General features: G+C 74.8%; 21 protein-coding genes. 11 read left to right on the top strand and 10 right to left on the bottom strand.

Annotation, left to right across the window (positions count from 1 at the left end; genetic code table 11):
• Window positions 1–45 precede the first annotated feature (45 nt).
• Window positions 46–1,032, top strand: coding sequence for an NAD-dependent epimerase/dehydratase family protein (locus tag ACFV3R_RS17755; RefSeq protein WP_385583052.1), 987 nt, complete (start codon window positions 46–48; stop codon window positions 1,030–1,032).
• 81 nt (window positions 1,033–1,113) lie between these two features.
• On the opposite strand, the gene ACFV3R_RS17750 is transcribed toward ACFV3R_RS17755, so the two are convergent.
• Window positions 1,114–2,163, bottom strand: coding sequence for a chitinase (locus ACFV3R_RS17750; protein WP_385583049.1), 1,050 nt, complete (start codon window positions 2,161–2,163; stop codon window positions 1,114–1,116).
• A gap of 364 nt (window positions 2,164–2,527) precedes the next feature.
• Between ACFV3R_RS17750 and ACFV3R_RS17745 the strand changes: the two genes are divergently transcribed.
• Window positions 2,528–3,040, top strand: a complete 513-nt coding sequence (locus tag ACFV3R_RS17745; RefSeq protein WP_385583046.1) for a GNAT family N-acetyltransferase — start codon at window positions 2,528–2,530, stop codon at window positions 3,038–3,040.
• Window positions 3,041–3,097: 57 nt separating this feature from the next.
• Here the strand turns inward: ACFV3R_RS17745 and ACFV3R_RS17740 are convergent, their stop codons facing one another.
• Window positions 3,098–3,856, bottom strand: coding sequence for a hypothetical protein (locus tag ACFV3R_RS17740; protein ID WP_385583044.1), 759 nt, complete (start codon window positions 3,854–3,856; stop codon window positions 3,098–3,100).
• A gap of 1,367 nt (window positions 3,857–5,223) precedes the next feature.
• Here ACFV3R_RS17740 and ACFV3R_RS17735 point away from each other — a divergent pair.
• Complete coding sequence (locus ACFV3R_RS17735) at window positions 5,224–6,093, top strand: DMT family transporter (RefSeq protein ID WP_385583041.1); 870 nt, start codon at window positions 5,224–5,226, stop codon at window positions 6,091–6,093.
• A 63-nt stretch (window positions 6,094–6,156) separates the two neighbouring features.
• Here the strand turns inward: ACFV3R_RS17735 and egtD are convergent, their stop codons facing one another.
• Genes egtD through egtA form a run of 4 tightly spaced genes read right to left on the bottom strand, consistent with a single transcriptional unit; the run spans window position 6,157 to window position 10,572 of the window.
• The gene (gene egtD, locus ACFV3R_RS17730) at window positions 6,157–7,119 is read right to left on the bottom strand and encodes an L-histidine N(alpha)-methyltransferase (RefSeq protein ID WP_385583036.1); all 963 of its coding nucleotides are present in this window, start codon (window positions 7,117–7,119) and stop codon (window positions 6,157–6,159) included.
• On the bottom strand, window positions 7,116–7,871 hold the full coding sequence (gene egtC / locus ACFV3R_RS17725) for an ergothioneine biosynthesis protein EgtC (RefSeq protein ID WP_385583033.1): 756 nt from the start codon (window positions 7,869–7,871) through the stop codon (window positions 7,116–7,118). Before egtC ends, egtD begins: the two co-directional genes overlap by 4 nt.
• Window positions 7,871–9,199, bottom strand: a complete 1,329-nt coding sequence (gene egtB, locus ACFV3R_RS17720) for an ergothioneine biosynthesis protein EgtB (RefSeq protein WP_385583030.1) — start codon at window positions 9,197–9,199, stop codon at window positions 7,871–7,873. Before egtB ends, egtC begins: the two co-directional genes overlap by 1 nt.
• A complete protein-coding gene (gene egtA / locus ACFV3R_RS17715; protein ID WP_385583027.1) occupies window positions 9,196–10,572 on the bottom strand; it encodes an ergothioneine biosynthesis glutamate--cysteine ligase EgtA in 1,377 nt (458 codons plus the stop codon). Before egtA ends, egtB begins: the two co-directional genes overlap by 4 nt.
• 742 nt (window positions 10,573–11,314) lie before the next feature.
• Between egtA and ACFV3R_RS17710 the strand changes: the two genes are divergently transcribed.
• The 4 genes from ACFV3R_RS17710 to ACFV3R_RS17695 all read left to right on the top strand — a co-directional run bounded on the left by ACFV3R_RS17710 (window position 11,315) and on the right by ACFV3R_RS17695 (window position 15,327).
• Window positions 11,315–11,719, top strand: a complete 405-nt coding sequence (locus ACFV3R_RS17710) for a (2Fe-2S) ferredoxin domain-containing protein (protein ID WP_385583024.1) — start codon at window positions 11,315–11,317, stop codon at window positions 11,717–11,719.
• 208 nt (window positions 11,720–11,927) lie between these two features.
• The gene (locus tag ACFV3R_RS17705) at window positions 11,928–12,950 is read left to right on the top strand and encodes an NADPH:quinone oxidoreductase family protein (protein WP_385583021.1); all 1,023 of its coding nucleotides are present in this window, start codon (window positions 11,928–11,930) and stop codon (window positions 12,948–12,950) included.
• Window positions 12,950–14,173, top strand: coding sequence for an acyl-CoA dehydrogenase family protein (locus ACFV3R_RS17700; RefSeq protein ID WP_385583018.1), 1,224 nt, complete (start codon window positions 12,950–12,952; stop codon window positions 14,171–14,173). Before ACFV3R_RS17705 ends, ACFV3R_RS17700 begins: the two co-directional genes overlap by 1 nt.
• The gene (locus ACFV3R_RS17695) at window positions 14,170–15,327 is read left to right on the top strand and encodes an acyl-CoA dehydrogenase family protein (RefSeq protein WP_385583014.1); all 1,158 of its coding nucleotides are present in this window, start codon (window positions 14,170–14,172) and stop codon (window positions 15,325–15,327) included. The genes ACFV3R_RS17700 and ACFV3R_RS17695 overlap by 4 nt, the downstream gene beginning before the upstream one ends.
• A 23-nt stretch (window positions 15,328–15,350) precedes the next feature.
• Here the strand turns inward: ACFV3R_RS17695 and ACFV3R_RS17690 are convergent, their stop codons facing one another.
• Window positions 15,351–15,746 (bottom strand): hypothetical protein, encoded by a 396-nt coding sequence (locus ACFV3R_RS17690; RefSeq protein WP_385583011.1) that lies wholly within the window; start codon window positions 15,744–15,746, stop codon window positions 15,351–15,353.
• Between the two features lie 265 nt (window positions 15,747–16,011).
• On the opposite strand from ACFV3R_RS17690, the gene ACFV3R_RS17685 reads away from it, so the two are divergent.
• Both ACFV3R_RS17685 and argJ read left to right on the top strand, forming a co-directional pair.
• On the top strand, window positions 16,012–17,385 hold the full coding sequence (locus tag ACFV3R_RS17685) for a hypothetical protein (RefSeq protein ID WP_385583008.1): 1,374 nt from the start codon (window positions 16,012–16,014) through the stop codon (window positions 17,383–17,385).
• A 252-nt stretch (window positions 17,386–17,637) separates the two neighbouring features.
• Complete coding sequence (argJ, locus tag ACFV3R_RS17680) at window positions 17,638–18,834, top strand: bifunctional glutamate N-acetyltransferase/amino-acid acetyltransferase ArgJ (RefSeq protein ID WP_385583005.1); 1,197 nt, start codon at window positions 17,638–17,640, stop codon at window positions 18,832–18,834.
• 182 nt (window positions 18,835–19,016) lie between these two features.
• Here argJ and ACFV3R_RS17675 read toward each other — a convergent pair whose 3' ends face one another.
• Window positions 19,017–19,547, bottom strand: coding sequence for a cell wall hydrolase (locus ACFV3R_RS17675; RefSeq protein WP_385583002.1), 531 nt, complete (start codon window positions 19,545–19,547; stop codon window positions 19,017–19,019).
• A gap of 283 nt (window positions 19,548–19,830) precedes the next feature.
• On the opposite strand from ACFV3R_RS17675, the gene ACFV3R_RS17670 reads away from it, so the two are divergent.
• Both ACFV3R_RS17670 and ACFV3R_RS17665 read left to right on the top strand, forming a co-directional pair.
• The gene (locus ACFV3R_RS17670; RefSeq protein WP_385582999.1) at window positions 19,831–20,025 is read left to right on the top strand and encodes a hypothetical protein; all 195 of its coding nucleotides are present in this window, start codon (window positions 19,831–19,833) and stop codon (window positions 20,023–20,025) included.
• Between the two features lie 254 nt (window positions 20,026–20,279).
• Window positions 20,280–20,516 carry a tectonin domain-containing protein gene (locus ACFV3R_RS17665; RefSeq protein WP_385582996.1) on the top strand — a complete coding sequence of 79 codons (237 nt, stop codon included), beginning with the start codon at window positions 20,280–20,282 and terminating at the stop codon, window positions 20,514–20,516.
• A 197-nt stretch (window positions 20,517–20,713) separates the two neighbouring features.
• Here ACFV3R_RS17665 and ACFV3R_RS17660 read toward each other — a convergent pair whose 3' ends face one another.
• Entirely contained in the window at window positions 20,714–21,958 is a 1,245-nt protein-coding gene (locus ACFV3R_RS17660) for a phosphodiester glycosidase family protein (protein ID WP_385582993.1), read from the bottom strand.
• A gap of 226 nt (window positions 21,959–22,184) precedes the next feature.
• Window positions 22,185–22,799, bottom strand: a complete 615-nt coding sequence (locus ACFV3R_RS17655) for an N-acetylmuramoyl-L-alanine amidase (protein WP_385582990.1) — start codon at window positions 22,797–22,799, stop codon at window positions 22,185–22,187.
• Between the last annotated feature and the right edge of the window lie 363 nt (window positions 22,800–23,162).

Raw genomic sequence — 23,162 nt, 5'->3', positions numbered from 1 at the left:
GCGCAACCGCCCCCGTCCTCACGCCCGTTCGGTGAGGGTGGTGGCATGAAACTTCTGGTGCTGGGAGGGACCGCGTTCGTCGGACGCGCCGTGGTGACGGCCGCACTGGGGCGGGGCTGGGAGGTGACGACCTTCCACCGCGGTCACGCCGCCGCACCCCCGGGGGCGGCGACACTCCTCGGCGACCGCAACGACCCCGGGGCCCTGGCCGCGCTGGCAGGCGGCGAGTGGGACGCCGTGGTCGACACCTGGACGGGGGCACCGAGCGCCGTGGACGACGCCGCGCGCCTGCTGGCGGGGCGCGCCGCACGCTACCTCTACGTCTCCAGCCGCTCGGTGTACACCTACCCGGCACCCGGCGGAGGCGACGAGAGCAGCCCCGTCGTCGAGGCCTCGCCGCACGACACCGGCAGTGCCGACTACGCCCGGGCCAAACGGGGCGGTGAACTCGCCGCGCTCGCGCACTTCGGGGACGCCGCCCTGCTGGCCCGCGCCGGACTCGTCCTCGGGCCGCAGGAGAACGTCGGCCGGCTGCCCTGGTGGCTGAACCGCATCGCCCGCGGCGGCCCCGTCCTGGCGCCGGGCCCCGAGGACCTCCCCCTGCAGTACGTCGACGCGCGGGACCTCGCCGACTGGCTGCTGGTCGCCGCCGAGCGGGGACTGGGCGGCGCCTACAACGTGACCTCCCGCAGCGGCCACGCCACCATGGGCAGCCTGCTGCGGGCCTGCGTGGCGGCCACCGGCTCCACCGCCGAGCTGCGGTGGACGGCTCCGGAGCAGATCCTGGCGGCCGGTGTGCAGCCCTGGACCGAGCTGCCGGTGTGGCTGCCGCCGGGCCCCGACCACGAGGCCATGCACACCACCGACGTCTCCCGCGCCCACGCCGCCGGGCTGCGCTGCCGCCCCGTGGCCGAGACGGTCCGGGACACCTGGAGCTGGCTGTGCGAGCGGGGCGGCCGGGCCCCGCAGCGTCCCGACCGCCCCGAGCACGGCCTCGACCCGGAGACCGAGGCCCGCGTCCTGGCCGGTTGAGCCCCCTTCCGGCCGGCGCCCGGTCAGGCGCCGGCCGGAAGCCGGCGAGCGGGTCCTCGGTCCGTCACCGGCCGGCCCGGATCAACTCGCGCCGCCCGCCAGGGCCTTGCCGAAGTCGCCCTCGCCCTGCTCCACCGAGCTGCAGGTGGGCTGCGCCGAGGTACCCGCACCGCCCGGGCACGGCCGGTCGCGGTTGGCCGACCACATCGAGAGCCAGGCCAGGTTCCTGGACGCGGCGAAGCCGGCGAGCTCCTTGGCGTCGGCGACCGTGAACCTCTCGGCCTGGACGTCGTTGACGCCGATCATCGGCGTGACGGCGAGATGGCTCCACGCCGCGTCGCTGCTCAGGCCCAGGTCGGACTGGATCTGGCCGTGCGCGGCGGTGGCGGCCTGTTCGGCGTACTCGCCCATGTCGCCGTCGAAGGAGGAGCCGTAGTCCATGGCCATGAGGTTGACGGCGCCGACCTCCACCCCTTGCGCCTTGGCGTCCTTCAGCAGGTTCTCGCCGTCCTGGGTGAGCCCGGTGGGCATCGTCGCCAGGGTGAAGGAGACGTCGAGGCCGGGGTGGGCCTTCTGGAGTTCCGCGACGGCCTGGGCGCGGCGGGTGTTGGCGGCGGTGTCGGAGACGGCTCCGCCCTCGACGTCGAAGTCGACCTTCTTCAGCTGGTAGGCGTCGACGACCTTGCCGTAGGCGTCGGCGAGCGCGCCGGCGCTGTCGCAGGCCAGGGCCAGCTCCTGGCCGTTCGCGCCGCCGAAGGAGACCCGCACGTCGCCGCCGGCGTCCCGGAGCGCGGAGATCTGCGCGGAGAGGTCGCCGCCGCCGACGTCGGTGGTGCCGCCCCACTCGGGCGAGCAGTCCCCGCCGGAGGTGACGAACGCCAGGTTGAGGTCCTCGGCCCCCGAGGTCTTCGCCAGGTCGGCCAGCTTTCCGGCCGAGGCGAGCGAGGTGTCGACGTAGGGCGAGAAACCGCCGGTCGTCGCGGCGGTCGAGGTGGTGCCGGGGCTCGCCTTGTCGGCCATGGCCGAACCGGCTATCGCGACGCCGCCGCCGACCGCGACCGCGGCGGCCACCGCGAGGCCGCCCAGCTTGGCTCTGCGACTCGTGCGACGCCGGTGTGTGGAGTTGCTCATGAGACCTGCCAGTTCTGTCATGGGGGGAATCCGGGCATGCGGAGCACAGGGATCGAAAGGATCTGGTGAAGATCCCGTGGGGGATCGCGCCCCGCACGCTAGCACCTGGAAAACAGACAAAAGGCCAGATCAGAGCCAGGATGGACACAAAGAATCCCGGGCGCCGGCAGATCTTCGGAGGATCGTGTGAAAGGGCGCGTCCGCCGTTGTCCGGGTGTACGACCGCAGCGCCCTCCGCTGCCCCGGGGCCGGCACCCACGTCCGCTCCCGGCCTCCCCTGCGGCTCCCGCCCACCGGGCCCCGGGGCCGGAAACCTGGGCGTAACAAGGCCGACATAGCCTCCACCGGATCGAAGGAGGCCCCCATGCAGGACAGCTCCACGCCGCGCATCCGACCAGGTCAAACCGGTGACCTCGAAGGGCTCACGGCTCTCTACAACCACTACGTGACGCACACGCCGATCACGTTCGACGTGGAGCCGTTCACCGTGGAGCAGCGCAGGCAGTGGTTCGAGGAACACCCGGCCCGCGGTCCGCACCGCCTGCTCGTGGCCGAGCAGGACGGGGAGTTGCTCGGGTACGCGACCAGCAGCGCCTTCCGTCCGAAGGCGGCCTTCGCCACCTCGGTGGAGACCACCGTCTACCTCTCGCCCGACAGTGGTGGCAGGGGCCTGGGCAGCCGCCTGTACCAGGCGCTGTTCGAGGCTCTCGCCGAGGAGGACGTGCACCGCGCCTACGCCGGGGTCACCCAGCCCAACGAGGCGTCCGACCGGCTGCACCGGCGGTTCGGTTTCCACCCCGCCGGGCTGCACGAGCAGGTCGGCCGCAAGTTCGGCACCTACTGGGACGTCGCCTGGTACGAGAAGGCGCTGCGCTGACCCGCCGCGGCGGCCCGCACGGCGCACGGCCCGCCCGCGCGGCCGTGCGGGCCTGCCTCACAGATGCGGGAACATCGAGGTGAACGCCCCCAGGGTGTTGTCCGCGTCGCGGACGAACGGCGAGTCGAAGTCCCACACCAGGAACAGCAGGAACGCGATCAGCGCGGTGAAGACACCCGCCATCAGCAACTCCCGCCCCGTCCGCCGGATCTGCAGGGTGAAGATCAGGCCCACGGTGACCACCGCACCCGCCAGCAGGCCGAACCACACCACCGGCGGCATCGTCGCCCCCGCGCTGTCGGCCCGCGCGCTGCGGGCACCGTCCGCCACGGCGACCTGGTCCACCAGCGGCTGGTACGTCTCGCCCTCGAAGTCGTTGCGCGGGTGGTAGTCGGACACGTCCGCCCGGACCTTGTCCAGCAGCCGGGTCCCCTCGGCGGTCAGCTCCTCCTTCTCCGTCATGGCGTGCCACTCCTTGTGCACCACGTAGGAGACGTAGGCGTCGACGTCGTGGCGGATGCGGTCGCGGACCTCCGGCGGGTAGGTGCGGGCGCGTTCGCTGATCTCGTGCAGCGCCTGCGCCTCGGTGTGGACGGTGTCCTCAGCCGCGCCTCTGGCCTCCCAGACGCCGGCGATGGCGAGGCCGAGCACGATGGCGTAGACCACGCCGACCATCATCGTCATGTACTCGATGACGTCGGGGGTCTCGTCGGGATTGTCGTCGTCCGGGACCCGGCGCTGGTTGAGGACGGTGATGGTCAGGACGACCGCGCAGGCCGCGGCCATGGCGATGAGCAGGACAAGCCATTCCGACATGGGACCTCACTTCGAAAGTCGACTGGGGACGCACCCGCGAGGCGGCGCGCCGGACCGGGCAGGGGCGCCCGGGTACGTGGCGGTGGGGCGGTGAACCGGCCGGCGCGACGCCCGGTGGCGGACCGGGTTCGCGGACACCGGACGGGGAGCGGGAGGGACCGGCCCGGTGGGAGCGCGGCGGGTGCCGGCCGGCGGGCCGCCCCTCAGGAACGCCGCCCACCGGAACCGCTCGATCCGCGCGGACGCAGGGCGGCGGCGGCCAGTACCGCGGGGGCGGTGATCACGAGCATCGTCGTCACCAGCGAGCGACCCCCCACCGGTTTGCGGGCCGCCGCGGGCGCGCCGTTCGGGTAGAACGACCGCGGGGTGGGAGTGGGCTTCGGCGGGGGCGTCGGCCGGGGCGTCGGTTTCGGCGGCGTGACCCGGGGCGGCGGAGTGGGCCGGGGCTGAGGGGCCACCCGGACCGGGGGCCGGGGAGCCGGCGCGGGCGGCGGTGGCGTCGGCCGCGGCCTGGGCGGCGGGGGGGTGTGCGTCGGGGTCGGCCGGGGGGTGGGCGTCGGCGTCGGAGTGGAGCACGGGACGTGCCACCGGTGGCCGCCCCGGTGGTCGCCGGGGAAGCCGTGGCCCTTGCCGGGGAAGGGCCAGCCCGGCGGGAAGGGGAAGTGGTGGTGGGTGCCCGCGTAGGAGCAGTTGTCGTGCATGGTGGCGGCCGGGGCGGGGGCGACCGCGGCCGACCCGGTGGCCAGGGCCGCCGCCGCCACGACCAGGGCCGCGCGGCACCCCCCGCGCACCAGGGTGCGGCGGACCGGCCCGGCCGCCTCGGCCCGCGGGGAGCGCAGCGGCGGGGCGGCCCGGCACCGGGTGGGCGGGGCCGCGCTCGAGGAGGTGGTGGCGGGGCCCACCCCGGTGGCGCCGGGGGGAGCATGGTGCCCGGGAGCACCCCGCAGGCGGAACCCGGGGAAGCGCGAAGGGCCCCCGAGAATCCGCCGGACAAGGCCTGGCAGCGATGCGTTCACGCCGGTGATGCTGCGCGCCCGATCGGCCCCGCAGCCGCTGCTCGGCTCTAATCCCCCCAATGGTGGGAATTACCGATGAACACCTGGGGCCGCTGTGACGCCGGCTTCCGGTGCCCGGCCCCCCATCCTCCACGGTCCGGCACCGGGCCGGGCGTCGACCGCCAGGGCCGGCGGGTGGTCCGTACGGGCCGCCGGAACTGCGCGCCGCCCCCGCGCCCCGCAGGCTGGGGAGGGGTGCGGTGACCGCCGCGGCGGCACGGCCCCCGCGCGGGGGCCGACTGCCGGCGTCCGGACCCCGAGCCGTCCCGTGACCCGCCGACCGCACCGGTGACGTGAGGAAAGGAGCCCGCAGTGGGCACCTGGCTGGCCGTCCTGTGCGCGCTGCTCGCCGCCGCCAGCAACGCCATGGCGACCGTCCTGCAACGCAAGGCCGCCCGCAACGTCCCGCTCGCCCCCGGGCTGCGGCTGGGCCTGGTGGTGGACCTCCTGCGCCGGCCCGCGTGGCTGGGCGGCATGCTCGCCGTGATCGCTGCGGCCTTCTTCCAGGCGCTCGCGCTCTCCGAGGGGGCCCTCTCCATCGTGCAGCCGCTGTTCGTCCTGGAGCTGCCGCTGGCCCTGCTCGCCGGCAGACTGCTGCTCGGCGGACGCATGGCCCGGTCGGGCTGGGCCGGGGTGGTCTGCGTGGTCGGCGGCCTCGGCCTCGCCCTGGGCGCGGCGGCACCCTCCGCGGGCACCGACCACACCACGACCCCGCGGTGGATCGTGGCCCTGGTGATCTGTGCCGTCGTCCTGGCCGCGATCGTCGGATGGGCGACACAGCGCCCGGCGGGCAGCGCCCGGGCCGCCTGCTTCGCGGGCGCCTCGGCCATCGGCTACGCGCTGACCGCCGCCCTGATGAAGGACGCCACCCACGCCTGGCAGACCGGCGGGGCCGGTGCCTTCTTCACCTCCTGGCAGACCTACGGGTTCGCACTCGTCGGCGCGCTGTCGCTCTTCATGCTGGAGAACACCATGCAGTCCGGCCCGCTGACCGCCTCACAGCCCGTGCTGACGCTCGGCGACGCCCTGGTGAGCCTCTGCCTCGGGGTGACCCTGTACTCCGAGTCCATCCGCACGGGTGCCTGGGTCCTGCCCGAGGCGATCGGCGTGGCGCTGGTCCTCACCGGGGCGGTCGTCCTCTCCCGCGCCCCGCTGACCCGGTCGGTGGTCGGCTCGGGGTGAACGGCCGCCGGTGCGGTACGCCGCCGGCCCCCCACCGACCGCACACCGCACCTGCGGCGCCCGCTACCGCCGGAAGGCGAGCGAGAGGGCGAACCGGTCCGCCTCGTCGGTCCACCAGTGGGCGAGGTCCAGCCCGGCGGCGGTGAGTTCCGCGCGGACGGTCTCCTCACGGAACTTCGCCGACACCTCGGTACGCATCTCCTCACCGGCCTCGAAGACCACCGCGAGGTCGAGGGCGGGCACCTTCACCGACTGCTGGACGCGGGAGCGCAACCGCATCTCGATCCACTCCCGTTCCGCGTCCCAGAGGGCGACGTGCTCGAAGGCGTCCAGGTCGAAGTCCGCCCCCAGTTCGCGGTTGATGACGCTGAGCACGTTCTTGTTGAACGCCGCCGTCACCCCCTCCGGGTCGTCGTACGCGGCCACCAGCGTCGCCTCGTCCTTGACCAGGTCGGTGCCGAGCAGCAGCGCGTCGCCCGGCGCCAGCAGGTCGTGCACCGACCGCAGGAACGCGGCCCGCTCCTGGGGCAGCAGGTTGCCGACCGTCCCGCCCAGGAACGCCAGGAGACGGGGCGTGGGCGAACCGGGCAGCGCGAAACCGAGCAGGAAGTCGGCGACCAGCGCGTGGACGGTCAGCCCGGGGTGCTCCGCCGTCAGCGCCCGGGCCGCGGCGGTGAGGGCGCTCTCGCTGACGTCCACCGGGAGGTAGGTGTGCAGCTGCGGCAGGGCCGAGATGAGGTGCCGGGTCTTGTCCGAGGAACCCGAGCCCAGCTCCACCAGGGTCCGCGCCCCGGTGGCCTCGGCGATGCGCGGCGCCTCACGCAGCAGGATCTCCCGTTCGGCGCGGGTCGGGTAGTACGCGGGCAGCGTGGTGATCTTCTCGAAGAGCTCACTGCCCCGCGCGTCGTAGAACCACTTCGGGGGCAGCCGCTTGGGCGTGTGACTGAGACCGGCGGCGACGTCGGTACGCAGGGCCGCGGTCGTGGCGTCGGCGGGCAGGGTGCGGGTGACGGCGGGAGTGCTCACGCGGGTGGCTCCTTGAGCGGGGTGAGGGTGACGTCGTCGCGGGTGGCGACCAGCAGCGTGCGATCGGGGACGACGGCCCAGTCCCCGGCGTCGTCGTACGGTTCGGAGGCCACCACCGTGCCGGTGCCCGGCAGGCGGCGGTGGAAGAGCGTGTCGCCCCACGTGGTGGCGGCGACGGACTCGCCGTCGTGGAGCAGGAGGTTCAGCCGGGAGCCGGGCGCCGCGCCGGCCACCTCCACGACGGTCTCGGCCAGCGCCTCGCCCGCCGAGAACCCCTGCGACAGCCGGTGGTGGACCAACGCCCACACCAGCGCCGAGTCGCAGCGGGCCTGGAGTTCCAGCAGCGCCGCCGGCGGCAGCCCGGCGGCGGGCGCGGCCAGCGAACCGGGCCAGCCGGCCACCGCCCCGTTGTGGCTGAACAGCCACCGGCCGGTGGCGAACGGCGCGCTCGCCGCCTCCGCGTCCGCGCCGGCCACGGTCGCGTCCCGGACGGCGGCCAGCACCGCGCCGCTGCGCACCACCCGCGCCAGGTCCAGCAGCGAGGCGTCGGCCCAGATCGGCCCGGCCCGCCGGTAACGGGCCGGCACCGGATCGTCGGGTGCGTACCAGCCGACGCCGAAACCGTCCGCGTTGACCGTGCCGTGCGCCTGCCGCCGGGGCGCCCAGGACTGCCGGTACAGCCCGTGCGGCGGTGAGACCACCAGCTCCCCGACCGGCAGCGGATCGCCCAGGTAGGCCAGGTGCCGGCACATCAGGCGGCCGCCGCGTCACGCGCCGTGCGGAAGCCGGCGAAGATCTGGCGCCGCACCGGAAGGTCCCAGTTGCGGAAGGTGCCGCGGCAGGCCACCGCGTCCACCGCGAAGGAGCCGCCGCGCAGCACCTTGTGGCCGTCGCCGAAGAAGACCTCCGAGTACTCCCGGTAGGGGAACGCCCGGAAGCCGGGGTAGGGCAGGAAGTCGCTCGCCGTCCACTCCCACACGTCACCGATCAACTGCCGTACGCCCAGCGGGGACTGGCCCCGTTCGTACGCGCCCACCGGGGCGGGACGCAGATGGCGCTGGCCGAGGTTGGCGTGGTCGGGGCCCGGGTCCTGGTCACCCCACGGGTAGCGGCGGGAGACGCCGGTGGCCGGATCGTGGCGGGCGGCCTTCTCCCACTCGGCCTCACTCGGCAGTCGGCGCCCGGCCCAGCGGGCGTAGGCGTCCGCCTCGTACCAACTGACGTGCACCACCGGCTCCTCGGGGCGCACGGGCTCGGTCACGCCGAAGCTGCGCCGCAGCCACCCGCCGCCCTCACGGCGCCAGAACAGGGGGGCGGTCAGGCCGTGTTCCCGTACCAGTGCCCAGCCCGCCGGCTGCCACCAACGAGGGTCCTGGTATCCGCCGTCCTCGACGAACCGCAGGTAGGCGCCGTTGCTCACCGGCGTGGTGTCGATGTGGAACGCCGGCACCAGCCGGCGGTGCGCCGGGCGTTCGTTGTCCAGTGCCCACGGTTCCGTCGAGGTGCCCATGGTGAACGGCCCGCCGGGAACCAGGACTTCGCAAGCGGTGACCTCACCGGCGGCGGGGGGCGGCGGGGCGGTGAGCGCCGCGGGGCCGCGACGGAGCTGGTGGGTGATGAGCATCGTCTCGTCGTGCTGCTGCTCGTGCTGGGCGATCATGCCGAAGACGAACCCCGCCGTCACCAGCGCGGACCCCTCCAGCCGGGTGCCCTCCAGTACGTCGAGGGCACGGCCGCGCACCTCCGCCGCGTAGGCCCGGGCCTCGGCCGGCGAGAGCAGTGGCAGCGAGGGGCGCTCGGCCCTGGGGTGCTCGAAGGCGTCGTAGACGGAGTCGATCTCGGGCCGCATCGCCTCCCGGCCGCCCACCGTCCGCAGCAGCCACTGCTCCTCCTGGTTGCCGATGTGCGCCAGGTCCCAGACCAGCGGTGACATCAACGGGGAGTGCTGTGCGGTGAGATCGTGCTCGTCGACACACGTGGTCAGCAGCGAGGTGCGGTCCCGGGCGGCCAGCAGCGCCGCGCCGGCCCGCTCGCGCACGATCGCGGGGTCCTCGGTCTGCGGTCGGTTCACGAGGTTCACGAGAGTTCCTTCCCGAACGCCGTGGCGTCCTCGGGATGCCCGCCCGCGCCGCCGGCGGGGCTGAACGGAGCGAGGGTGAACGGCTGCCCGGCCGCCCGGCGGGAACCGTCGGACCGGAAGCCGGCGGGGACGACGGGCGCCGTCGCCTCCAAGGTGTCGTCGGCGGGGCAGCGCCCCACCGCGACGTAGGCCTCGGTGAAGGCGGCCACGGCGCGCCGGACCCGGGCCGGGGCGCCGAGGCGCTCCAGCGCGTCGGCGGCCGCCTCGAAGCACCCCAGGGCCGCGGCCTGCAACCGGGGATCGCGCAGTCCCAGCCGCGCAGCGCGGTCCCACAGCGGGTTGCGGGGCGCGGCCCCCGGCCCGTCGAGGCCGGAGAGCGGTTCGACCAGGTGCCACGCGAGGTCGGCGGCGGCCGGATCGTCGAAGAGGGCCGCGGTGACGGCCAGCGGCACGATCCAGCCGTCCTCACCCGGCTGGGCGTCGATCATGCGCAGTTCCAGGTGGCCGCGCGGCCGGACGGGCGGGAAGAGCGTGGTGAGGTGGTAGTCGAGGTCGGCCCGGGTCACGGGCCGGGGGCCGCCGCCCCGGACCCAGTCCCGGAAGGTGAGCCCCTCGGGGGCGGTCCACGGTCCGTCGTCGCCGCGCACGCACATGACCGGGGCGTCCAGGGCATATGCCGTCCAGGCCGAGCGGGGCTGGGCGTCGGTGGCGGGCGCCTGGGTGCGCCCCGGGTCCAGGGCCGCCCACACGGCCTGCCGGGTGGAGCGGTAGCCGGTCCGCAGGCCGCCGCTGGTGGGGGAGTTGGCGAAGGCCGCGCACAGGACCGCGCCGAGCAGGTGGGCCAGCCGCCACCGCCGCTGGTGGCCCAGCGGTCCGGGCCCCTCGTGGCCGGCGTCGAGGCAGACCTGCACCGAGGCCGAGGCGCACATCATGGAACGGGCGGCGGGCCCCCAACGACCCAGGTAGGACGCCATGGCGTCGTACCGGGGCTCGTGCAGCAGGCGGGCGGGGACGTGCCAGGGGTGGTGGCCGAGCGAACCGAGGCTCAGACCGAGGGGGACCAGCGCGGACCGGACCAGCGCCAGGTCGGCGGTGACGGCGGCGACGCAGTCGGTGAGCGTCGGGGCCGGCCGGGAGCTGAGTTCGACCTGGCCGCCGGGCTCGAAGGTGAGGAGGGAGTGCAGGGGGAGGGCGCGCAGGGCGGCCACCGCCGCGGCGTGGCGCTCGGGAGAGACCGGACATCGCGCGTCGTCGGCGTCGTGGACCAGCCACTCCGTCTCGACGCCGATCCGCCGGGGCGGGCCGGTCTTGAAGCAGATGCCGTTCAGGTGGGCCTCGAGTTCGGCCTCCGTCACGGTCGGACGTGCGGGCATGGTTCCCCTTCCTCGACGGTCGGCCGCGGCCGATATCGCCACGAGTCCACCTAAACCGGTGCCGGCCGGTTGCTCAAGGCCGTCTTTGCGCCGATCGGGAGAGTGCCGCGACCGGTTGCCGCGCGGCCCAGGAACCCGGCCGACGCACATGTCCGACCGCGCTGCTGTGTACCCGCCCAGCGCGCCGTGAACCGCCACGGCCGGCCCGAAGCAGGCGCACGGCCCCGCGCACGGCGGCGCGGGGGGCGCTCGACCGGGGCGAACGGGCGGTGGGCGGGGCACCCCCGGCGGCACGCCGGCGGGGACGCCGTACGGTGAACTCCCGGCGCGGTGGTCTCCGCCTGCCGCTGACGCCCTGTCGGCCGGGGCGGCGGACGGCCGTGCCGGAGCGGCGTGCGATCCGCAGGGGAGGGGTGACCGATCCGGCGGGGCTCAGCCGCGCCCCGACCGCCCACCCGCCGTCACTCTCGACGGCCGTACCTCCGGAGGACGTCCTGCTCTCCCGCACCACCACCCCCGCCTCCCTGGGGCCCGACGCCGGCGAGTCACCGGCCGCTTCCCGCCGCCACGGCGGCGACCGTGCCGGGTGCCCGGGGGGCGCCGCTCTCCGGCAGCCCCCGTGGGCCCCGTGCGCCTCCTCCCTCCTTCTCGGCGCGGGTTCCGGCCTCACTGCGGACGGGCCGGGGCGCCGGGCCCGCTGCGGTGCTCTTGGACGCCGGCGCGGGCTCGCGGGGGGTGGCAGGTGAGCGCCCGCCGGCGTGCGGGGGAGCCCGCCGGTGCGGCGGCCCGCTGTACCGTCACGGTCTGCCGGGGCTGCTGCTGCGGTACCCCGAAGGTCCCCGGCCTCGACCACGCGGCCCAGCTGGCCCGGCTCCGCCGGTCGCTGGAGGGGCTGGCGCAGGTCCGCGTCACCGACTGCCTGGACGCCTGCGAACACGCCAACGTCGTCGTCGTGCAGCCTTCCGCGCAGGGGCGCAGGGCCGGCGGCCGCCCCGTCTGGCTGGGCCTGGTCAACGACAGCGACGCCACGGACGACATCGCGACCTGGAGCGCCGCCGGCGGCCCGGGGCTCGCCGCGCCGTCCGACATCCTCGACCTGTACGTCTTCACGCCCTCCCGCCGCATACGGCAGGCCCTGGAGGACTGACCGGACGGCAGCCGGCCACCGTGTCCGGTGCGGTTGCCGCAGGGGCGGCCCCCGGGCCCCCTCCGGTCCGGCGGTACGCGCGCCCCGGAGCCGGTTCCGCAGGTGAACGGCTGTTCCCACAACAGATACCGACCGCTTAGTATGCCGGTGGCGTCGAGGCCTCCCGCGGCTTCGCGCCGCCCGCGAAACCGAGCTTGTGGAGGCCCAGGTGAAGGCATGGCGCGTGTCCGAGAACGGCGAACCGCGTGACGTCATGCGGCTGGAGGAGGTACCGGACCCGCGTCCGGGGGCCGGACAGGTACTGCTGCGCGTCCTCGCGACCAACGTGAACTTCCCCGACGCGCTGCTGTGCCGGGGCCAGTACCAGGTCAGGCCACCGTTCCCGTTCACCCCCGGAGTGGAGGTCTGCGGCGAGGTCGTGGAGCTCGGCGAGGGAGCCGACGCGGGCAGGGTGGCGGTCGGTGACCGCGTCCTGGCCCAACCCGGTCTGCCTGACGGCGGGTTCGCCGAGTACGTCGTCGCCGACGCCGCAGCCGTGCGCACCGCACCCGCCGCCCTGGACGACGCCGAGGCCGCGGCCCTCCACATCGGTTACCAGACCGGCTGGTTCGGACTGCACCGGCGGGCCCACCTCCAGCCCGGCGAGACCCTGCTCGTACACGCCGCCGCGGGCGGTGTGGGCAGCGCCGCCGTCCAGCTCGGCAAGGCCGCCGGCGCCAGGGTGGTCGGAGTCGTCGGGGGCAAGGAGAAGGCCGAGGTCGCCGCCGCACTCGGCTGCGACCTGGTCCTGGACCGCCGGTCCGACGACATCGTCGCCGCCGTCAAGGAGGCCACCGGTGGTCGCGGCGCCGACGTCGTCTACGACCCCGTCGGCGGCGACGCGTACGCCAAGTCCGTCAAGTGCATCGCCTTCGAGGGCCGCATCGTGGTCGTCGGCTTCGCCAGCGGGGCCATCCCCACCGCCGCCCTCAACCACGCCCTCGTCAAGAACTACGCCGTCCTCGGCCTCCACTGGGGGCTGTACAACACCAAGGACCCGGCAGCCGTCGAAGCCTGCCACCGGGAACTCACCGACCTCGCCGCCCAGGGCGTCGTGCGGCCCCTCATCGGTGGCCGCGTCCCCCTGGAGCAGGCCGCCGACGCCGTCCAGCGCGTCTTCGACGGCACCACCACCGGCCGCATCGCGGTCCTCCCCGCCCTCACCCCGGGCGACGAGAAGGGAGCCGCCTGATGAGCAAGCCGCCCACCCCGAAGGAACTGCGCGAGCGCACCACCGAACTGCTCGCCGCCCACCCCCCGGCCACAACCGACCGGCTGGACTTCCTCCGCGCCCGCTTCGACGCGGGCCTGGCCTGGGTCCACTTCCCCGAGGGCCTCGGCGGACTGGGCGCCCCCCGGTCCCTGCAGGCCGCCGTGGACGCGCAACTCGCCGCGGCCGGCGCCCCGGACAACGACCCCCGCCGCATCGGCATCGGCCTGGGCATGGCCGCCCCCACGATCCTCAAGTACGGCGACGACGCACTGCGCAGACGGTTCCTGCGCCCGCTGTGGACCGGCGAGGAGGTGTGGTGCCAGCTCTTCAGCGAGCCGGGCGCCGGCTCCGACCTGGCCGCCCTGGCCACCCGCGCCGTCCGCGACGAGTCCGGCGACTGGATCGTCACCGGCCAGAAGGTGTGGACCTCCTCGGCCCACATGGCGCGCTGGGCCATCCTCATCGCCAGGACCGACCCCGACGCGCCCAAGCACCGGGGCATCACCTACTTCGTCTGCGACATGAGCGACCCCGGCGTCGAGGTGCGGCCGCTGCGGCAGCTCACCGGCGAAGCCGAGTTCAACGAGGTCTTCCTCACCGGTGTGCGCATCCCCGACGCGCACCGCCTGGGCGAGGTCGGCGAGGGCTGGCGCGTCGCCCAGACCACACTGATGAACGAGCGCGTCGCCATCGGCAGCTCCTCCCGCATCCCGCGCGAGGACACCCTGCCGCCCGGGGAGCCGCCGGCCGGGATGATCGCCGTGGCCGCCCGCGCCTGGCGCGCCCACCCCGAGCGCCGCACCACCGACCTCCACCAGCGCCTGCTGCACCACTGGGTCGACGCCGAGGTCGCCCGCCTCACCGGCGAACGCCTGCGCCAGCAACTGGCCGTGGGCGCCCCCGGGCCCGAGGGCAGCGGCATGAAGCTCGCCTTCGCCCGTCTCGCCCAGGAGATCAGCGGCTGGGAGGTGGAGTTCAGCGCCGAGGACGGTCTCCTCTACGACGACTGGACCTTCGCACGCCCGCAGCACGTCGACTTCACCGGCCGGGAGGCGGGTTACCGCTACCTGCGGGCCAAGGGCAACTCCATCGAGGGCGGCACCAGCGAGGTGCTGCTCAACATCGTCGCCGAACGCGTGCTGGGCCTGCCGCCCGAGCCCCGCACCGACAAGGACGTCGCCTGGAAGGACCTCCCCCGATGAGCACCGCCGCACCCCGTCCCGCCCCCCGGGACCCCGACCTGCTCTACGGCCAGGACGAGGAGGACCTGCGGTCCGCGGTCCGCGACCTGCTCACCGACCGGGGCGGCCCGGCTGCCGTCCTGGCCGCCCTGGAGTCGCCCGAAGGCCCCGACCCCGCCGTGTGGCGCGGCCTCGCCCGGGACGTCGGCGTGGCCGGCCTGCTCGTGCCCGAGGCGCTGGGCGGTGCCGGTGCCGGGCCCCGCGAGGCCGCCGTGGTGCTGGAGGAGCTGGGGCACGGTGTGGCGCCCGCCCCCTACCTCACCAGCGCGGTGATGGCCACCAGCGCGCTGCTGGCCTGCGACACCGCCACCGCTGCGGTCGCCACGCTGCTGCGCGACCTCGCCGAGGGCAACCGCGTCGCCGTGCTCGCCGTCCCGCTAACCGCCGCCCCCGGGAAGCCGCCGCAGCCGACGGTACGGGCCGAACCGACCGCCGAAGGCACCGTCCTGACCGGCGAGGTGGGCCATGTGGCGGACGCCGCCGCAGCCGACGTCCTCCTCGTCCCGGCCCGCGGACCGGAAGGCGAGGGCCTGTACGCGGTGGCGCGGGCCGACTCCGAGACCACCGCGCTCACCCCCCTGGACCTGACCCGGCCGCTGGCCGGCGTCGCCTTCCGCGCCGCGGCCGCCACCCTCCTGGCCGGCCCCGGCACCGCGGGGGAGGCGGTGGCCCGGGCGCTGCTGACCGGAGCGGGACTGCTCGCCTCCGAGCAACTCGGCCTCGCCCAGTGGTGCCTGTCCGCCACCGTCAGCCACACCGCCGAACGGCACCAGTTCGGCCGTCCGGTGGGCTCCTTCCAGGCGCTCAAACACCGGATGGCCGCCCTCTGGCTGGACGTCGCCTCGGCGCGGGCCGCCGCCCGCAACGCCGCCGACGCCCTGGCGGCCGGCGACCCCGACGCGGCGGTGGCGGTCGCGGTGGCCCAGGCGTACTGCGCCCCGGTCGCCGTCCGCGCCGCCCAGGAGTGCGTCCAGCTGCACGGCGGGATCGGCATGACCTGGGAGCACCCCGCGCACCTCTACCTCAAGCGGGCCAAGAGCGACGAGATCGCGCTGGGCACCCCCGGTCACCACCGGGCCGCCCTGGCCGACCTGGTGGACCTGGCCGCACCCTGACCGGGCGGTCCCGGGTGCGCCGGTCAGCCGCCGGTGATCTCGAAGTCGTGACTGTCGGCGTGGACCTCGCCGTCGACGCTGGCCACCTCCACGGCGTACTCGCTGCCCTTGACGACCCGCGGCAGCAACACCATCAGCTCACCGTCGGCCCGCGCCCCCACGTGGGACGCGAGCTGCGCGAGGTGCTCGTGTGCGCCCCCGCCCTCGCCCCCCTTCCCGGCCAGCCATATGTCGACGTCCCGACCGGTGGTGTTGCGCCATCGCACCACCAGGGAGTCGTTGCACCGCCGCGAGGTGTGCGCCGCGGGGGCGGTGACGGTGATGTCGCCCTCGCCGCGCTCGGCGGGTGTCGCGTACGCGGCGGGGGTGAGGGTGAGCAGTGCTCCGGTGACGGCGATCAGGCTGGTGGCCTTCCGCATCGCATCCTCGCTTCCGTCTGGTGTGACGAGTTCTCGCGGGTGTGACACCACCAGCCTCCCCGCTCCCCCTGATCGACTAAGGGAAACGCGCCCCGACCACCACGGTGGCCCGCGCCGGCGCGACAGACCGCCGGGGGTGGGCCACCATGCCCCGGCCGCCCGGCACCGGTCCGCCGGTACGGGGCCGGGGCGGCGCCGGTTTCCGGTGCACGGGAACGCGTCCGTGACGATGTCCGAAAAGCGCGCCTCGGGTAGCGTCATACGTATGGAGATCGCACCTCGTCGTTCCCTGCGGGCGGCGTTGCCGGCGCTCGTGGCCGCCCTGCTCGTCCTCCTCCTCGCAGCGGTGCCGCAGGCCTGGGCGGTCGGCGGCATCGACGAGGCGGCCAGGGCCCTCAACGCCCGCCCCGTCTACGTCGACCCACGTGCCTCCGGACAGCTCCCGCCCTCCCGGGAGCGGTCGCTGGAGAAGCGGATCGAGGACTCCGGCAGGCCGGTGTTCGTGGCGGTGCTGCCTAAGGCTGCCGAGTACCCGTCCGCCACGGTGCTGCGCGACCTGCGCACCGCCGTCGGCATCAGCGGGGTGTACGCCGTGCAGCTCGGTGACGGCTTCGACGCCGGCGCCGACCCCCAGGTGATGTCGCGGGACGCGGTCCGCAACCTGGTGGGCGAGGTCAAACGCACCCATCCGGGTGACGCCCGCGCCCAGTTGTCCTCCTTCGTCGACCAGGCCGACCGCCAGGCCCGCGGCCAGGCACCCTCCTCCTGGGACAGCGGCGGCGGCACCGGCAGCGGCGTGCTGGTCGGTATCGCCGTACTGCTGGTCGTGGTGCTGGGTGCGGCCCTGACGGTGCGGCGCCGGGCCCGCCGGCGCCGGGCCGAGCAACAGGCCGCCCAGCTGGAGTCGCTGCGGGTCGTCGTGGACGAGGACATCACTGCTTTCGGCGAGGAACTGGACCGCCTCGACTTCCGCCCCGGCGATCCCGCCGCGGACGACGCCATGCGGTCGGACTACGGCCGCGCCCTGGAGTCCTACGAGTCGGCCAAAGCGGCCATGGCCAGGGCCACCCACCCCGCCGACGTGCAGGAGGTGACGCGCGCGCTGGAGGACGGCAGGTTCGCGCTGGCGACACTGGACGCCCGGCGGGAGGGCCGGCCCCTGCCGGAGCGGCGCCCGCCCTGCTTCTTCGACCCGAGGCACGGACCCGCCGTCGACGACGTCGAGTGGGCCCCACCGGACGGGGCGGTGCGCACCGTCCCGGTCTGCGCCGCCGACCGGGCGCGACTGGCCGACGGCCGCGACCCCCTGGTGCGCACCGTCACGGCCCAGGACGGGGTGCGGCGCCCGTACTGGGACGCCGGACCGGTCTACGGGCCCTGGGCGGGCGGCTACTTCGGCGGCGGCATCCTGCCGGGGCTGCTGGTGGGAACCATGCTCGGCAACGTCATGGCCGGCCCCGCCCCCTGGGGCGGCGCGGGCTGGGGCGGGCTGGACGGCGGCTGGGGCGGACCCGACGGCGGTGACTACACCGGCGGCGACTTCAACCCCGACGACTTCTCCGGTGGCGGCGGGTTCGGGGACGGCGGTGGCTTCGGCGACGGGGGCGGGGGCGGCGGCTTCCAGGGCGGCGGCTTCTGACACACCCTGAGCCGGCCGCCGCCCGGCAGCGGTCGCTGTTTTGAGGCGCCCGGTCCCGGCCGCCCGCTCCCGCACACGGCACCCGGGAGGGTGCCCCCGGCCCCGTGGAGACCCGCGCCGGCAGGCCACCGGTCTCACTCGCCACTTGCCTCTCCGTGCCGCCACGGCGACCGGCCACCGCGGTGCTGCGCCTGCGTGCCGTCGGCGGAAAAGGGATGGACACCCCATCCCCCCAATGCAAACCTATGCTGCATGACGTATGAGCATGCATCAACTCTGGATGCCGGCCCGGTGGTGTGGCCGGCGGGCTTCCGGGCCTGTACGGGGCACGGCGGACTGCGCGAGCACGGCGACGACGTCTCCGTCGTCACCTCCGACCGGCCCGCCACCAGTGCCGCGATGTTCACCCGGTCTCTCTTCGCGGGCCCGGCGGTGGTCCTCAGCCGCGCCCATGCGGCAGGGCGGCACCTGCGTGCCGTGACGACGCTGGCGCAGAACGCGAACGTCGCCACCGGGCGCCAGGGTGAGGAGAACGCGGCCGAGGTGGTTCGCCGCGTCGCCGCAGTGCTGGGCATCGAAGAGGAGGAGGTCCTCATCGGCTCCACCGGCGTCATCGGACGTCCGCTGCCGATGGAGGCGATCCGCAGGCACTTCGACGAGACCGCGCAGCGCGGGCTCGCGGCGTTCACGGCCGAACCGCTGGACGTGGCCCGCGCGATGATGACCACCGACACCCGTCCGAAGGTCGCCGCGCGCACCGTGGGACAGGCCCGCATCGTGGGCGTCGTCAAGGGCGTCGGCATGCTCGAACCCGACATGGCCACGATGCTGGCCTACGTGTTCACCGACGCGGAGGTGTCCCCGGACGACCTGGACGGCGCGCTGCGCGGAGCGGTGCACCAGACGTTCAACTGCCTGAGCGTCGACACCGACACCTCCACCTCCGACACCGTGGCGCTCATCGCCAACGGTGCCGCGGGACCGGTCGATCCGGCGCGGTTCTCCGCGGCCCTCGCCGACCTCTGCCTGGACCTGACCCGGCAACTGGCCGGCGACGGCGAAGGCGCCACCAAGCTCCTGCAGGTCACGGTGGACCAGGCCGGCGACCACGCGCAGGCCAAGCGCATCGCCAAGAGCGTGGTCAACTCCCCCCTGGTCAAGACCGCGGTCCACGGCGCCGACCCCAACTGGGGCCGGGTGCTGATGGCCGTCGGCAAGAACACCGAGGACACCGACATCGCGCCGGACAAGGTCACCGTGCGGTTCGGCGACGTCGAGGTGTACCCCGAAGAGCCCGAGGACGACACCCTCGACAGGCTCGTCGACATCATGCGCCGGGACGAGGTCGACATCGTCGTCACGCTCGGCATCGGGGAGGCCCGGGCCACGGTCTACGGCTGCGACCTGTCCGCCGGATACGTCCGCGTCAACGCGGACTACACGACATGACCCGGCTCCTCCGCCTCGGCGGCGGCCCCGCCGGCGGCCGTCACCACTGTCGCCGAGGCAGGTGCCGTGTAGCTCGGTAGGTCATGCTCACTGGTGCTGGTGCTGGTGCTGGTGCTGGTGCTGGTGCTGGTGCTGGTGCTGGTGCTGGTGCGGGCGCTGGTGCGGACGGCCGCCCCGGCCCGTCAACCGTGCGCCGGGAGAACCCGTTTGGCGCCCAGGAACCGTGCGTAACGCGCCCGTGCCGCGAAGTCCCCGTAGCGCCACACGGCCGGCCGGCCCACCTCCCGGCAGAGATGCAGCACGGCGTCCGGCCCGAGGTGCACCCCCACGTGCGCCCCGTACCCCTCGGCCCGTCCCGGCACCGGACCGGCGTCGAAGAGCACGAGGTCCAGCGGGGCGGGGCGTGGCGCACGGACCGTGGCGGACGCGTCGGCCCACAGCTCGGCCGACCGCAGCGGCGGCACCCGACGGCCGTGGTGGGCCAGGACGGCGTAGGCGTAGCGCTGGCAGTTGGCGCCGGCCGTCAGGTCCAGCCCGTCCGGCCTCGGAGCTGCCGCCCTTTCACCCGCGACTGCCAAAGCCGGCGGCTGCGGTGGGTGAGCACCGGAGTAGGGGACCGCGAACAGGACGGGCGGCAGCGCCTCCAGCACCTTCGCCACCTCGGCGGGCCAGGAGCGGCTGCCCCGCGGCCGGCCGGCCCACGACTCGTTCATCGCACCTCCCGATGCGGGTCCCGCAGCGGGGCCCGCCAGGTCGTCTGCCCGGTTGCCCGGTTGTTCGGTTGTTCGGTTGTGGGGTCGTCCCGTGCCCGGATCGGACGTTTCCGTTCGCGGCCCTCGGTCGTTGTCTGCGGGACGGAGGAGGCCGCCACTGGTGGGGCGACCGTCAGACCACCTGATCGGCCGACCACGCCATGGGCAGTCGGAGCCGCGCGGTAGGAAACACTGGCCGCGTTCCTTACCCACCGCCGCTGGTGCGGCAGCCGAGGAGGTAGTCGTGGCGATCTCGATCTCCGTCGTCCTGTTGCTGGTGTCCCTGGCGGTGCTGCTGGTGAGGACCGGCAAACTCAAGTTCTCGCACGCGGTGGTCTGCGCCGTCCTCGGCTTCTACCTCGCAGGCAGTTCCCTCGCCCCCGAGATCCACAACGGCCTCTCCGGCGCGGCCGACCTGGTCAGCTCCGTGCGTCCGTGACGGCCGCGGGCGGCTCCGCTCCGAGCCGCCCGCGTCAACATCTCGCCTGATTATCACTCGCGCGAGCGAGAAGAACTCGCGCCGCCTTGACGTGGCTCCGGGGGCGCAACAGCCCGCACCGGCAGGGAAGTCATTCGTCAAACGTACCTTCACGGACCATATCTCTCTCCCGTTCCTTTGTTCACTTATCGGATGAATCGCTCCCCTTGGGGAGTAGCCGGACGAAACAGTTCCGGCGGAGGAGAGGGCAGACGATGGCCGACTGGAAGCAGATCCCCGGTGCGCTGGTGAGGATCACGGCGGGGGCGCGCACGAACGTGTGGGGCGTGAACGCGGGCGGCAACATCTACCGGTACACCAACGACGACGCCAGCCCCTGGCTACAGGTCTCCGGAGCGTTGACCGACATCGGGGCGGCAGCCGACGGGACGGTGTGGGGTGTGAACACGGCCGGGAACATCTACCGCTACACCGGCGACCAGCCCGCCTGATCCGCAGAAGGTGAAGCAGGGGCAGGAGCACAGCAGACGAATGGGAAGACGGTGCAGGCAACGGGGGCGGCGGCCGGAGCGCTCACCGGCCGCCGCCCCCATGACGCTCGCGCCGGGGGCCGGCCGGGTGTCCCCTTGCAGCAACCGGGGAGGCGCGGCCCTCGCAGTCGCCGCGGGGCGTGCCCGGTGCCGCCGCCTCACCCTCGTCCCGCGAAGAGACCCACCGCCTCGGCCACCGGGCGTTCCGCACCGTCGGACGGGTGGTTGACGACCGTGACGGAGTGACTGCCGGGCGCGCGTTCGACCACCTCGGTGGAGCCGCCGCCGTCGAGGTTCATCGCGTCGGCGGCGCCGAGCTCCCGCATGACCTCGGCGAGCTGGGCCACGGTGAGGCGGGCGGAGCCGGTGGCCCCGTCGAGGCCGAGCAGGTACAGGGTCCGCCCGTCGCTGCCGGTGCCGATCGCGGTGCGCACCGCCGCCGCTCCGGTGTCCAGGTCCGGCAGCGGGAGGCCCCCGCGCAGGACGGGGAAGCCGCCGACGGCGAACTTCAACCGGCCCGTGGTGCGCGCCCGGAGGGCGGCGGACACCGCGACCCGGTCACCGCGGTGGAGGGCACGGAGTGCCTGTGCGCCCCCTTCCCGGCCCACCAGCACCACGCTGTCCCCGGCGACGGCCCCGGCCCCGGGGCTCTCCGCGGTGGCCACCACCCTGCCGCGGCGGACCGTCACCTCGTAGGCGTCGGTGGTGCACGGCGCCGCACGGACGGTGTCGGTCCCGCAGACGGCCCGGGCGCGTGAGGTGGCACCCCACGCCGCGGTGTAGGCCCCCACGCCACCCACCGGCACGGCGTACTGGTTGAGGCCGCCCAGGCGCAGGACGCCGTGAGGGGTGCGCACCGTTCCCCGGAGCGTCAGCTCGTCGAGGCGGGCCCGGCGGTCGGTGCCCAGGACGAACACGTCGCGGGTGGAGGTGCCCGCGGGCAGTGCCGGACCGAACCGCTGCCCGTCGGGCACGGCCGACTTGAGCACCCGGCCGGAGGAGACGGCGGGCCCGTCCGCGGAACCGGTGGGCTCGACCCCGGGGTGCTGGCTCTCCTCGATGTTGAAGAAGTCCCCGTTGACCGCCGCGACGGCACCCCGGGCGTCGGCCATGGCGGACACCGTGCCACGCCGCGCCACCGCGCCGGGGGTGAGCAGGTCCGCGGTGACGTGGCGAACCCTCAGGTCCGCGGTGAGCAGGTGGGCGTGGGCGGTGCCGCCGGGCATCCGCAGATCCAGGGTGGTGTACCGGATGCCCGGGGCGAGCACGGTGGTGCCGGTGGCGCGCACCGGTTCGGCGGCGGCCGTCGCCGGAAGGGCGTCGGCGACCCCGGCACCGGCGAGTACGGCCCACGTCGCCACGAGCGTCAGGGCGGCGCGCGCCCGTGCGTACCGTTTCCTCACCGGTTGCTCCCACGGTTCGTGCCCGGGCCGGTGGGCCGGGGCGGTTTGCGGCGCCCGGTGCGGTCCGCCGCCGGCGGCCGGACCCACGGCGGTCCGGCCGTCCGTACGGCCACCGGGCGGGGGAGGAGGATACAGCGGGTGTGCGCGGCCGGGGCGCGTGGCCCCTCGGTGGCGGGCTCGGCACGGGACGGTGACCGCCCGGGGCGGGTGCCGGGAACCGGCGGGCTCAGCCCGCGTCGCGGACCAGGTCCATGTAGTGCGCCCAGTCCCAGTACTCACCCGGGTCGGTGTGGTCGGTGCCGGGCACCTCGGCGTGGCCGATGATGTGCTCACGGTCCTTGGGGATGCCGTACCGGGCGCAGACCGCGGCTGTCAGGGCGGCTGACTGGCGGTACATGGTCTCCGTGAACCACGAGGGGTCGTCGACCCAGCCCTCGTGCTCGATGCCGATGCTGCGGGTGTTGTAGTCCCAGTTGCCGGCGTGCCAGGCGACGTCGTCCTCCTTGACGCACTGCCCGATGTAGCCGTCGGCCGACCGCACCAGGTAGTGGATGGAGACCTCCTTCGCCGGGTTCTGGAAGATCTTCACGGCGTCGGCGTAGGTCTCCTGGGTGACGTGGATGACGACCATCTCGACCGGATACGTGGTGGGCCGGTTGGAGGCGGTGTAGTTGGAGGTGCTGGCCGGCGTCCAGTGGACGGTGGGGTAGGCGGTGGCGGCGTGCGGGGTGGCGGCGGTGGCGCGGGTACCGCCGAGGGGGGCGAGCACCGTCGCCGCGGCGAGGGCGGCGGAACCGGTGAGGAGACGGCGTCGGGACGGCTGGATTCCTGCGAACTCCATGCGTGCTCCCTGCGGCTGAGGGGACGTGGGGTAGGGGAGGGCGTCCGGAGAGCGCTGCGCGTCCCGTGACGACCCGGCAGGTCCATCATGGGCACCGACCCGCACCGTGCCAAGCCTTGTCCCTCGGTGCCATTGGCCCGACCAGTGGCGCGCCGTGGGACCGGGGCGGCCGGGTGAACTCCGGGAGAAGGGGGAGGGGCGGGGCGTGGATCCCGCCTGGCTCCTCGCCTCCGGTTCGCGGACTGCCCTGTGCCCGTGCGGGGGCGGGGGGACGACACCGCCTGTCGCCCCTCCCGCCCCCGCACGGCCCGTCGGTCTCAGCCGCAGCGGTGGTCAAGCCCCGCCGCAGGCCAGCCCCCCTGT

It is taken from the genome of Streptomyces sp. NPDC059740 (assembly GCF_042733155.1).
Taxonomy (GTDB): Bacteria; Actinomycetota; Actinomycetes; order Streptomycetales; family Streptomycetaceae; genus Streptomyces.
The sequence above is the reverse complement of the archived record's forward strand: the minus strand, read 5'-3'. Positions and strand labels throughout refer to the sequence as shown.